Here is a 12,366-nt window from a genome sequence, read left to right as displayed (position 1 = left end):
GCATAGAAGGAGTTTAAATTATCTCAACATGCATATTAAGGTCATTATATATGCGGTTAATGTAATGCTTAACCCTAATACGAGCATTTTTTATTTTTCATTTACAGCTCCATCTTTTGTTGAACTTTTTGCTACGGTGTGTTTCTCTTAATTGTTCTGACTATTTTGCAATTAATGGCAAATAAACAATGAATAATTAACAATACGCAAGTTACTGCGTAGAAAGTGTCAATATATCCTAGCACTGGAATGAACGTATAACGGGGGAAAAATTTTCCCATTGATACGAATACTATGATTAAAAGTGAAAAAACCAGGGTGTATGTTTTATGATTTTTTATCTGAAGGGCTATTCCTGAGAAAATTGGAGAAAAAATCAAACCATACAAGGTAATGAAGTAAATAATTAATACCCACCAACCTTTGGCATCACTATTATCATAAGCAAATAGTAATGAAATAAGACATCCGAATAAAAACTAACGCTTAATAGAAACGTATCTCGATTAAAGAGCTCTACCTTTTTTAAGTTAGCTTCAGCTTGTTTTATAAGTCGTGCAGATTTTTCACTCCAGAAAGCGAAGATAATTAGAGGAAGTGTTTGAATAAAACCATCAAGAGAAGCATTTGTTGTCTGATACGACATTGCGAATACAGCGAAAATAAATGTTATAAGAATGAACCAAGAATATTTATTTAAATTTTTAAGGCGATTACTTCTTTTTGATGCATCCATGTCTAAGTTCGTTTACTTGATAGCTCTCATTTTCCATTAAAGTGCACCCAGAGAGAAGCTGGTAGAAATTTGAATTTCGCCAAAACCCAGACTGCATATGGCTCCCCGGGACAGGCTCGAACCGCCGACCTAATGATTAACAGTCATTTTTATTCAGTATTAAGTAAAATCATCTTTTACCAAAAATTCAATATAATCCTTGATACACAAAGGCTTACTCTATATTATCACATCCAAGTAATAACATGTCGTACCAAGAGAGAACACTTTTAAATGTACCCCGAAAGTGTACCCAACTTTGATAAAGGTAATTATGGGCATTTTCACTGATACTTACATTAAAGGGCTTAAGCCTAAAGCAAATCGTTATGAAAATATGAGGGTGGCGGCTTTGGTATTCGTGTCACCCCCAAGGGTGTTAAAAGCTGGATTTACCGTTACAAGATAGCTGACAAAACTGACCAAATCACCTTGGGGGCATTATCCGACCATGAGCTTGGCTAATGCCAGAATAAGTTTCTTGAGCTTAGCGGTCTACGTAGAGATCAAAAAAATCCCAATTAATTAAGCAACAAAAGGTTGAAAAAGAGACAGAAAAGGAATACGGTTAAAAAGCTTGTTGAGAAGTGGTATGTGGACTATGCCGGAAAGGAGATCAAACGTCCTTTGGTAATAAAGAAACAAATTGATTGTGATATTGTTCCGTTGCTAGGCGACTGTGAGCTTGATGGTATTCAAACCATAGATATCTCTACAGCGTTAAAAAACAATTGTGGATCGCGATGCCCCTGTCCATGCTAATCGGGTACTCAGCTCACTGAAAAGCTTTTTAATTATGCTATTAGCCAAGGAAATATGAGCCATAATCCTGCTGCTGTTATTCGCCCTAAAAATATTGGTAGAACAGAACACCCCCCGCGAGAGATATCTCTCCATAGAAGAAATTAGAACTTTATGGCTTTTTTGGATAGCCCGAAAATCCTATGTCTCTCCAAACAAAGAGCGCTATCAAGCTCATTTTGCTTACTGGGATTAGAACTGCGGAATTAAGGCTGGCGCAGTGGAGTGAGTTTAATTTTGAGCAGTCTTTGTGGACAATACCAGCCAGCCACTCTAAAACAAGTATTATTACCAAGATTCATTTAAGCCCCCAAACGAGAGCTATTCTTTACGAGCTTAAAGCACATGTCGCTTCTTCCTTTGTGTTATCTGGTGCTGATAAATTAACACCTCTTACCGAGAATGCACTTCCAAGGGCAATTAAAAGAATTCAAGAACGAGTTGGCATTCTTGATTGGACAGCGCATGATCTACGTAGAACATTGCTACCCAGCTTGGAGAAAAGCCTCCATGTAGATCCTGTTGTGATTGAAAAGTGCTTAGGCCACAAAATGTCAAAATTATGGCGACTTACAATAAAAATGAAATGCTTCCTCAACAAAAAGAAGCATTAAATATGTGGGCACAATATCTTGAAAATCTTCTTCAAGATAATCTCGTGCCTATTCAAGTGAAAATGGCATAACAACATAAGGGAGTTATCATGGATAGTAATCCGGTAATATTTGAACAATATGAAATTCGTAGATTGTTGATGAGGAAAATGAAGTCTGGTATTTCTCTGTTGTTGATATTATTCAGGCATTGATACAGCAGCCTGATTTCCAAGCGGCCGAAACTATTGGAAAGTATTAAAAAATCGTTTAAATAAGGAAGGCAGTGAGTCGGTTACAAATGTAACCGACTGAAATTAGAGGCTGCCGATGGTAAAATTATCTCACAGATGTTGCTACCGCTGAAGTGATACTGCGTCTGATTCAATCAGTCCCTAGCTCCAAAGCTGAACCAATTAAACGATGGCGTAGATGGTGGCTTGCAATCCATGCTTGCTGAGCAAATGTTATCTATCCATGAATTACAACAGCGAACAATGACCTATGCCAATGGTGTTGATAGCTTGGAGCTAAAGAAATACTATTCCAATTCTGCGGTAAAATTAGCAAATTGCTTTGTCCAACAGGCCAACATTCTAGCAAAACTACAGGGTGTTGGGAGGCAAAAAATTATTGTTGAGCGCGTTGACGTTCCCAAGGAGGCCAAGCTGTTGTGGGAAATATCAAGGAGGTATGGGTAGTAAGGAAAAAAACATGAAAACAACCTCAAGAACCGAGAAAAAACGCTATGCGTTTGAGTCTGCGCCTAGATGTGGCGCACGAACGAAGGGTAATCATGGTAAACCTTGTCGCTGCCCTGCTGTTAAGGGAAAAGCACATTGTCGTGTACACATGGTGGCGCAAAAGGCTCTGGTGCTCCACAATTCAACCTTAACGCTTTAAAGCATGGAGAAACCACAGCCGAGTCTAAAGCTTTAAAAGATGAGATTAAGCGGGTAGTTCATCGTAGTAACAATCTTATAAAAGGATTTGGTTAAATAAATTGATTGGATTCCAATTTTGAATATTTTTCTGTGGTGGGAGGGGCTGTCAGGATTTTGGAAATTACCTTGTCTTCCGGTGGAACGTAATTTACTGTGTTCCGCTACCAGCGCAGCTGATAGTAAAGGGGTGACTTGCAGTACTTCATTCAAACCTTTTAATCAGATGAAACATTTTAGTTCGACGCCAAATAACCTTGAGAGGAACCATGTAACTTTTGTGCTAACCATTTTGACAAAGCTCTATGACCTTCCTCATTATAATGTGATAAATTAGAGAAGTATGACTCTGAAAGTTGGATACCTGGATTCAAACAATTTACACCAGACATTTGATGGCATATCTGATTAAGATCTTGTAGTTCTTTTTCTATATCCTCTAACTTAAATTGTGTTTTTCTTACCCCATCACCATAAATAGGCGAAACAAAAAAATACACATGATTTGAGATGTCTCTAGACGCGGTTAATACAGCAGTAATAAATTTTTTATATCTTGGAAGAGTTTGTCTGAATTCAGCATATTTTTGAGAATAAGTATCAGGGAGAGGTACAAACGAGAATTTATGCTCATTTTTAGGACCAAGAACATATAAACGATTTAGATCTAAATTGGAGATGGAATTAAAACCATGGGGGTGAAACAGGTAAAACAGAGAAAAGGAATCCGTTAACGAATCTATAAGGCCAGCTATTTTTTTCTGAATTTTGTCATACACTAATTGTTGATTTTTTTTATTCTTTTTTTTCTGAATTTTTTCATACCCTGATTGTTGATTTTTTTTATTCTTTACTGTCCCTGCTGTTAGATTAAAAAGATTAATTTCAATAATAAGACTATCTACGGCAAGTTTTTTATTTTTTAAATAAATTAATTTTTCTAATATGCCCTCTCCATGATCACCAACAACAGAAGCGTTCATAATAAAGTAATTAGGAAACTGCTTGGTTAGTAAGTTGCTATATGTGTTGCTCGCATTCAAACCATACCCATAAGAGAAGGATGTGCCAAGTACCAGCATGACGGGTTTTTTAGAGGTTTTTATATTTGCTGCCAAGTAGGCCTGTGACGCGCTTTTGTATTCACCAGCATTTAGATTCCGAACATTTATCATAAATTCACGATAAAAATAAGAGGTCAAAAAGCCCATACAATAGCTAAAAGCTAGGTGGGTTATAATAACACCCACCCCAATTGTAAATATATATTTATAATAAATGGTTTTAAACATAAGTGCTTCAAAAATTAAAATATAAAAAACTGCTAGGGGTATTGGCGATGCCAGTTAGAGCAAAATAAATCATCACACCAATTAGTAAACCATACCCCAAGCTTGGCGACCACGTATAACGATTAGCAGACAGAACGCCGAAATGAGGAGGGTTTAAAGATTTGGAATCAAGTACTGCGCCTGTTGATTTCATCAACTCAATATTATTGGGCAAAACAAATGCAATAATAGCGCAACCTAAGATAAACAGTCCAAAAAATACATAATTCAATGCCGTAAGCAAGCCTAAACTGCCATAGTAGTAGCGGTGGTAATGAAACATACCCGCATAAAAACTTTTAGCTGTTGCAAGATCATTTGCTCTAAACATCACCCAACCTAAAACAACGCAAAAGAAAGTAACCGCACCGGAAATGAAGTTAAGTAAGAGGGCTATAGGCTTTAACTGAATTATTGTTTTCAATTTTAGAGGAAACATTGATTTTAGTGCATGCCACCCATGATTTAATATCAACAATAAGCCATGATAAATACCCCACAAAATAAACGTCCAACCAGCTCCATGCCAAAATCCAACGATAACCATGACGATGAAAAGGTTCACATATTTACGGACAGCACCACGTCGGCTTCCACCCAAAGGAATATACAGATAATCACGAAAAAACCGAGATAGAGTCATATGCCAACGCCGCCAAAAATCAATTATGTTTATGGCTTTATAAGGAGAGAAAAAATTTATGGGTAATTTTATACCTAGCATATAGCTCAAACCAATCGCCATATCGGAGTAACCTGAAAAATCAAAGTACAATTGAAATGTATAACCTAATGCTCCTGTCCAGGCATCGAGCATTGAAATATCATAACCTCTTCCTGGTATTTGAAAAATAGTATCAACTTTAGGGGCAAGCATGTCTGCAATACATACTTTTTTGAATAAACCAATAGCAAAAATCGATAGCCCAATAATAAAATATCGCATCATCGGAGAATCTTTTGATTGCAGTATCCTTTTAAATTGAGGCATGACGTCACTATGGTGAATAATTGGGCCAGCAATTAAGTGTGGAAAATAAGTCACAAATAACGAATAGTTGAATAACTTAACTTCATCTACTTTTTTATGATAGGCATCGATTAAAAATGCCATTTGTGTAAATGTAAAAAACGATATGCCAAGTGGGAGGATAATATTGTAAAAATTAAAATTTGAATTTAATAAAGCATTGGCATTCTGAAGAAAAAAATTAGTATATTTAAAATAAAATAGTGTGGATAAATTTCCAATAATACCAATTAGTAATGCAATTTTTTTTCTTGAAACCGAGTCTGTGTGAACTATACATTTTGCGATTAAGAAGTTAAATAATATTGATAAAAGCAAAAGGGTAAGATAACGTGGGTTCCACCAACCATAGAAGACAAGTGAGGCAAATAATAGCCAAGGAACGACAGCTATCGCATAGAATCGCATTAAGAAATAAGACATCAGAACTGTAAGAGGAAGATAAGCGAATAAAAATGTATAGGAGTTAAACAGCATCCTTAGAAAACTGGCTCTACCCCAAATGTAGGGGCACTTTAATCAGATTATAGTAATCTAACTCTTTGATTCCGCAATCAAAAGAGGATTAAAGTGCCAAGAAAAGATATTATCCTAAATTTACCTGGCTATACAATAGTCAAGGTGACAGGAAACAATCCTGTTTATATTGAAGTAAGATATACTCGAGTTGTGCGTTGTATTTACTGCAATGGCAAGCGATTAAGGAAGAAAGATAGCTTTAATCGAAAGATACGTCATGAGTCTATCGGATTACGTTATAGCTATTTACTTATTAAATCGCATAAGTTTCAGTGCTATGGGTGTAAGCGCTATTTTAATCAGCGTTTTCCGGGGATAGGTAAATACCAGCGAGCTACAGAAAGCTTGCGTAAAGAGGTGTTTCACCATCATACAGAGGGTGTTAGTCAAAAAGATTTAAGCCGTCATTTCCATACAGGCAAATCAACGATAGAACGTTGGTATCATTATGGTTATGAACGGCAAGAGAAACGGATTACATCACCCTTATGTCCTCGTGTATTGGGTATTGATGAACACTCGTTTACAAAGAAGCAGGGCTATGTAACTACCTTATGTGATTTAGGTAAGCATAAGGTTTTTGATATTGTTAAAGGCCGCTCAGGGCGAGATTTAGAGGCTTATTTTAAAACATTGGAAGGCAAAGAGCGTGTACGTGTCGTGTGTATCGATTTAAGTAGCAGCTATCGGGCTTTGGTGAAACGCCACTTTCCTAAGGCCAAGATTGTGGCTGATCGCTTTCATGTCATCCGATTAATTAACCAACTGAGCATGCAAACCTTTCATCAAATTGATCCCACAATGAAGTATCAAAGAGGCACACTCATGGCTTTGAAGACAAAGCCAGAGAATCTAACGTCATTACGTTTAAGCAAACGCGACCAATACCTGAAACAACAACCCGCGATTGCTGCGATTTATGATTTTAAACAACAGTTGCATGAACTATTAACTAAGAAGCATTGTACAGCAAAAGAGTGTAAACGCTTATTACCGCAATTCTTGGAAATGGTTAAAGAACTAAAGCAAAGCGCTTTTCAATCGCTTAGAACTTTAGGAAATACACTATTTAAATGGAGAGAGGAAGTCGTTAGAATGCTTCGTTTTACTAAGAATAATGGAATAACTGAAGGGTTTCATCGAAAGATGAAATTGATTCAACGCAGGGCTTATGGGTTTAGAAATTTTGAAAATTATAGATTAAGAGTTAGAGTGCTTTGTGGATGAGTAAAGTGCCCCCGGATTTGGGGAAGACCCTAAAAAACTCAATAATCGCCACAACCATATACTGTATATGGCTCCCCGGGACGGGCTCGAACCGCCGACCTAATGATTAACAGTCATCCGCTCTACCGACTGAGCTACCGGGGAATGAGGTGGCATCTTAATGCTATTTTGCGTAAGGATCAAGTGGATTATGATATTTTTTGTGGTTAAACACATTTTACCTGACGTTATCAATTGTAGTCTATTATTGATGCAAATCAAATGGTGGCTTTAGAAAGTAAAGATTGGCTTAGCCACTTCAAAAATGGCCAAGCCAATAAGATAATTAACTACAAAAACGCTGCAAGCGGTCCATTGCGTCACGTAACGTTTCCATGCTGGTGGCGAAGGAAAGGCGTATGCACCCTTCGTTACCAAAAGCTGAGCCAGGAACAAGCGCTAATCCTGTTTCCTGGAGTAGCTTATCGGCAAATTCAATATCATTGGCAAAACCGCGTTTGACAATAATCGCCTGCACATTCGGGAAACTGTAAAAGGTCCCGTCGGCTGGAATGACTTCAACACCAGGCATGTCATACATCCGTTGTACGATATAATCATGTCTGCTTTGGAATGCAGCTACCATTTCCTTGATAGTCTCATCACCACCATTAAGTGCGGCAACTGCCGCTTTTTGGGCAATAGAGCAGGGATTTGATGTTGATTGGGATTGAATGGTTGTCATTGCCGCAATAAGTGGCGCTGGACCAGCAGCGTAACCTATACGCCAACCGGTCATGGAGTAAGCTTTAGAGACACCATTCAACACGATAGTACGTGGATACAATGCTGGACAGGCAGTGAGTACATTGGCGAAGGGTTGTGTCCATAAAATATGTTCATACATGTCATCTGTGGCAACAAATACCTGAGGATGTTTCATTAACACATCGGTTAAAGCAGTCAATTCTTCCAGTGAATAAGCAATTCCTGAGGGGTTAGACGGGCTATTTAAAATAAGCAGTTTTGTTTTGGTTGTAATGGCTTTTTCAAGTTGTGCTGCCGAAATTTTGAAGCGGTCCCCTGGTGTTGTAGGAATGATAACTGGAGTACCGCCTGCCAGCAAAACAATATCGGGATAAGAGACCCAGTAAGGTGCAGGGATGATGACCTCATCCCCTTCCTCAATTAAAGCCTGACATAAATTATAAATACTTTGTTTACCCCCAACAGAAGCTAAAATCTGGTTGGTCTCATAATGTAAATGGTTATCTCGCTTAAACTTGTTGATGATGGCTTGTTTTAATTCAGGAATGCCATCCACAGCAGTATATTTGGTAAAGCCGGCTTCAATCGCTGCAATAGCGGCTTTTTTAATATGCTGTGGTGTATCAAAGTCGGGCTCACCAGTACCCAGACTAATCACATCAAGTCCCTCTGCTCGCATTTTTGCTGCTTTTGCAGCCACGGAAAGAGTGGGAGAAGGTTTTACAGCATGCACGCGTTTCGCCAGTGCGATATCCATCTTTAAACTCCTGTGGTATATTTCTGACCAAACGATTCGCGAAGCTCACAAAATCAGATTGATCGGTTATAGTTTATAGTATGAAAAATGTATTCAAAATTTACTCAAATTACCAGCCTGCCGGTGATCAGCCAACAGCAATTGCGTCTCTAATTGACGGTCTAGAGTCCGGATTAGCACGGCAAATTCTTTTGGGTGTCACAGGTTCAGGAAAAACCTATACCATTGCTCATGTTATTCAGGCAATGAAAAGGCCAACACTAATTATGGCGCCCAATAAAACCCTGGCAGCGCAGCTTTATGGCGAGTTCAAAACATTCTTTCCTGATAATGCCGTGGAATATTTTGTCTCTTATTATGATTATTATCAGCCCGAAGCCTATGTTCCTGCTTCTGACACCTTCATAGAAAAAGACGCCTCCATTAACGAGCACATTGAGCAAATGCGTCTCTCGGCGACTAAGGCCTTAATTGAACGCAAGGATGCCATTATTGTCGCGACAGTCTCTGCCATTTATGGATTAGGTGATCCTGATTCCTACCTGCGTATGTTATTACATCTTTCTCGCGGAGAACAATGCGATCAACGGAAAATATTAAAACGACTGGCGGAAATGCAATACACCCGTAGCCAACAATCCCTGGAGCGCGGCCAGTTTCGTGTTCATGGGGATGTCATTGATATTTTTCCGGCTGATTCTGAAAAAGAAGCCATCCGGATAGAACTTTTTGATGATGAGGTGGAAAACATTGCGCGCTTTGATCCATTAACAGGTGAAATTTTACAACGACTACCCCGTGTCACTGTGTTTCCAAAAACGCATTATGTGACCCCCCGCGAACGTATTTTGCAAACTATTGATTGGGTTAAAGAAGAGTTACAGGAACGTTTGGCTGAATTTAATTCGCAAAATAAATTATTAGAAGCACAGCGGCTACAACAACGCACCTGTTTTGATATCGAAATGATGCTGGAGCTGGGTTATTGTTCCGGCATTGAAAATTACTCCCGTTATTTATCCGGCCGCAAGGTGGGCGAGCCACCACCTACTTTATTTGATTATTTACCACCCGAAGCATTGCTTATTATTGATGAGTCCCATGTCACTGTGCCCCAAATTGGAGGGATGTATCGAGGTGACAGGGCACGCAAGGAAACCTTGGTTGAATATGGTTTTCGGCTTCCTTCCGCACTCGACAATCGGCCCTTGCGTTTTGAAGAGTTTGAGGCTCGTTCACCACAAACAATTTATGTCTCGGCAACACCTGGGCCTTATGAGCGTGAACATGCCGACAATATCGCTGAACAGGTGGTTCGACCCACAGGATTGGTTGATCCGCAAGTTTTTGTAAGGCCGGTTAAAAACCAAATTGATGATTTGCTTTCAGAAATTCATCAGGTGATCGCTCAAGGCGAGCGCATTTTGGTGACCACGCTAACAAAACGAATGGCAGAAGATTTAACGGATTATTTGCACGACCATGGCATCAAAGTGCGCTATCTTCATGCTGACATCGATACGGTAGAGCGCATGGAAATTATTCGAGACTTGCGGTTGGGAGAATTCGACGTCCTCGTGGGAATCAACTTGCTACGCGAGGGCCTGGATATGCCTGAAGTGGCTTTGGTTGCTATTTTGGATGCGGATAAAGAAGGCTTTCTACGCTCAGAGCGCTCCTTAATACAAACAATAGGCCGTGCGGCTCGAAATATTAATGGCCGTGCTATTCTCTATGCTGATTATGTCACAGGCTCGATGCAAAGAGCGTTGGATGAGACCGAGCGTCGTCGTAATAAACAAATTGAATTTAATGAAAAACATGGCATCACCCCCCAGGGGATTCGCAAATCTGTTGAAGACATTATGGAAGGGGCCTATAGCACGAGACGTAGAGGGCAAGTTCAAGAACATAAATCATCCTATCTTCCTCTGCCCCCTCAAGATTTGGCTAAAGAAATAAAAACTCTGGAAAAACAAATGCATCAACATGCTAAGAATATGGAGTTTGAACAAGCTGCCAAAGTACGCGATCAACTACTGGCACTAAAGGAGCAGTTAATCATCACCAATTCCTAAAATTTGAAACTATTTGCACTTTCTGAAATACCTGTTAAGTTAGGTAAATTGCTCTATTCTAAAACTTTTAAAGCAAAAGTTGAGCGCTAGGTAGGGTAATTTCTCAGGGAGTAGAAACATGAAAATCGAAAAATTAAAAATAGCTGTCCAAGCATTAAATGCAACCCTTTCTCACCTAGATAGAGAACTAGGTCAGAAGCTAAGGGAGTTGTTAAAGGACGACCAGTTTGAAGAAGAGCAACTAGTCTCCTCATTAAAAAAAGAGATTTATGGTGTACTAAACGAATTTTGGTCATCAATTCCTGCTGATACTCTTAGGATTAATCGCCTTGTGGGCGGAAAAAATTCGCGCATAAAACCGTGGCTTGATTTTCAAGCCACATTAAGTGAGGGCGGTTGGGAAGATGCCGATCACCCTCAACGTTTTCAGCAGTTAGCTGCAAGATTTTCAGCCAAAGATCCACTGCTAAATGTGTCCGCCCTGTTAAATTTGTTAAAATGTGCGACTCGAATGTTAGGGTATGTGGAAGAAAAAACAAAGAAACAATATCCATTCGATAGACTACGTGCTGAAATTGATGCAAAAGGACATCTTCCTCATGAAAGAATGAAACAAGAACAAATAGTAACTACCTTGGCCGTGGTATTTTATCTTCTTCATTACCACTGTACTGCCGAACAACTTCAGTTGTTGCCTTTATTGTGTGATTACCGCTTGTCAACTACCAACGAGGAGCGTCGTTCCGAGAAGGCGGTTGTGCGTTATATGCTAGAGCAAGTCCTCTGTTCACAAGAATTTTTTCTAGATTATGAAAAAGATTACATTACTTCTTCCCGTGATTGGGTAGAAAGTAGAGATATTTCTACACTAGCTCCCTTATTACCCAAAAATATAACAGCCCTAAAAAAACACTTGGATCCACTCCCCTGGAGTAAAATTTTATTAAAGGGAATGCAAACAGAGAATAAAACAGAAGTGCTCACAAGAAACGCCCAACAATTGTTCAATGACTTTCTTCTTCTGAAGAAACGCTCTTATTTTGATGCAATAAACCTTGCCTCGACAATACAACAAGACGTGAAGTTGCCCGAGGAAAGACTTTCTATTAATGCTCTATTGTATATTTTTTGTTTACAAGCTTATGAAAATGAGCGCAAGGAAGACCCACGCCCTGATGGTTTTTTTGGGTTTTCGCGGGGAACCAAATGCAGTGCTGCCTTGAAAAAAATAGATTTCTTAACCGGTACAAGAAGTCAATTGGGTTGGAGAGAATCACTTGCTTTAAAACAGGGACGACTCGGTCAATTAATTGATACTTTTGAAAAAAATGACGTACAATCAGTAGATGTAGAATTAAAGTAGCCCGACAGACTAAGATTTTGAACCCTGAGGTTCAGGTGGGGAGCAGATGAGACGGTTCAGGCTTCCCACTCAAGGTGGGCTTGCTCAACGCCGGCTGCAGAACGCTCTCCTATATGCGAGTATTGGTTCATAAATCACTCGCTGTCGGGTTACTGGCAATTATATACCATCCAGTAGTGAAAACGCAGCAAATTCGATCAGGAT

11 protein-coding genes, 1 tRNA gene and 1 other RNA gene are annotated in these 12,366 nt (G+C 39.2%); 7 read left to right on the top strand and 6 right to left on the bottom strand.

Going from position 1 to position 12,366, the window contains the following annotated elements:
* Positions 1-406: 406 nt before the first annotated feature.
* Positions 407-736: a hypothetical protein gene (locus clem_RS15255; protein WP_232505507.1), complete on the bottom strand. Its 330-nt coding sequence runs from the start codon at positions 734-736 to the stop codon at positions 407-409.
* Positions 737-1,132: 396 nt separating this feature from the next.
* Here clem_RS15255 and clem_RS15250 point away from each other — a divergent pair, with 396 nt between their 5' ends.
* From clem_RS15250 to clem_RS14415, 4 genes are all read left to right on the top strand, one after another.
* Positions 1,133-1,240, top strand: coding sequence for an Arm DNA-binding domain-containing protein (locus tag clem_RS15250; protein ID WP_232505629.1), 108 nt, complete (start codon positions 1,133-1,135; stop codon positions 1,238-1,240).
* A gap of 479 nt (positions 1,241-1,719) precedes the next feature.
* Positions 1,720-2,190, top strand: a complete 471-nt coding sequence (locus tag clem_RS15245) for a tyrosine-type recombinase/integrase (RefSeq protein WP_232505506.1) — start codon at positions 1,720-1,722, stop codon at positions 2,188-2,190.
* Between the two features lie 428 nt (positions 2,191-2,618).
* Positions 2,619-2,870, top strand: a complete 252-nt coding sequence (locus clem_RS14420; protein WP_094092182.1) for a hypothetical protein — start codon at positions 2,619-2,621, stop codon at positions 2,868-2,870.
* 13 nt (positions 2,871-2,883) lie between these two features.
* Entirely contained in the window at positions 2,884-3,072 is a 189-nt protein-coding gene (locus tag clem_RS14415) for a hypothetical protein (protein WP_232505505.1), read from the top strand.
* Positions 3,073-3,346: 274 nt separating this feature from the next.
* Here the strand turns inward: clem_RS14415 and clem_RS14410 are convergent, their stop codons facing one another.
* Both clem_RS14410 and clem_RS14405 read right to left on the bottom strand, forming a co-directional pair.
* Complete coding sequence (locus clem_RS14410) at positions 3,347-4,402, bottom strand: SGNH/GDSL hydrolase family protein (RefSeq protein WP_094092181.1); 1,056 nt, start codon at positions 4,400-4,402, stop codon at positions 3,347-3,349.
* Between the two features lie 7 nt (positions 4,403-4,409).
* On the bottom strand, positions 4,410-5,555 hold the full coding sequence (locus clem_RS14405) for an MBOAT family O-acyltransferase (RefSeq protein WP_198333140.1): 1,146 nt from the start codon (positions 5,553-5,555) through the stop codon (positions 4,410-4,412).
* 486 nt (positions 5,556-6,041) lie between these two features.
* Here clem_RS14405 and clem_RS14400 point away from each other — a divergent pair, with 486 nt between their 5' ends.
* The gene (locus tag clem_RS14400) at positions 6,042-7,217 is read left to right on the top strand and encodes an ISL3 family transposase (RefSeq protein WP_094090993.1); all 1,176 of its coding nucleotides are present in this window, start codon (positions 6,042-6,044) and stop codon (positions 7,215-7,217) included.
* Between the two features lie 68 nt (positions 7,218-7,285).
* On the opposite strand, the gene clem_RS14395 is transcribed toward clem_RS14400, so the two are convergent.
* Positions 7,286-7,361: transfer RNA gene (locus clem_RS14395), tRNA-Asn, on the bottom strand.
* Positions 7,362-7,542: 181 nt separating this feature from the next.
* Positions 7,543-8,721 (bottom strand): pyridoxal phosphate-dependent aminotransferase, encoded by a 1,179-nt coding sequence (locus clem_RS14390; protein ID WP_094092179.1) that lies wholly within the window; start codon positions 8,719-8,721, stop codon positions 7,543-7,545.
* Positions 8,722-8,801: 80 nt separating this feature from the next.
* Between clem_RS14390 and uvrB the strand changes: the two genes are divergently transcribed.
* On the top strand, positions 8,802-10,799 hold the full coding sequence (gene uvrB, locus clem_RS14385) for an excinuclease ABC subunit UvrB (RefSeq protein WP_094092178.1): 1,998 nt from the start codon (positions 8,802-8,804) through the stop codon (positions 10,797-10,799).
* Between the two features lie 118 nt (positions 10,800-10,917).
* Entirely contained in the window at positions 10,918-12,162 is a 1,245-nt protein-coding gene (locus clem_RS14380) for a hypothetical protein (protein ID WP_094092177.1), read from the top strand.
* Here the strand turns inward: clem_RS14380 and ssrS are convergent.
* A non-coding RNA gene (gene ssrS / locus clem_RS14375) (6S RNA) lies at positions 12,157-12,316 on the bottom strand. The genes clem_RS14380 and ssrS overlap by 6 nt on opposite strands.
* Positions 12,317-12,366: the final 50 nt, after the last annotated feature.

The sequence above is a fragment of the Legionella clemsonensis genome (genome assembly GCF_002240035.1).
Taxonomy (GTDB): Bacteria; Pseudomonadota; Gammaproteobacteria; order Legionellales; family Legionellaceae; genus Tatlockia; species Tatlockia clemsonensis.
This window is presented reverse-complemented; position numbering and strand designations above follow the sequence as displayed.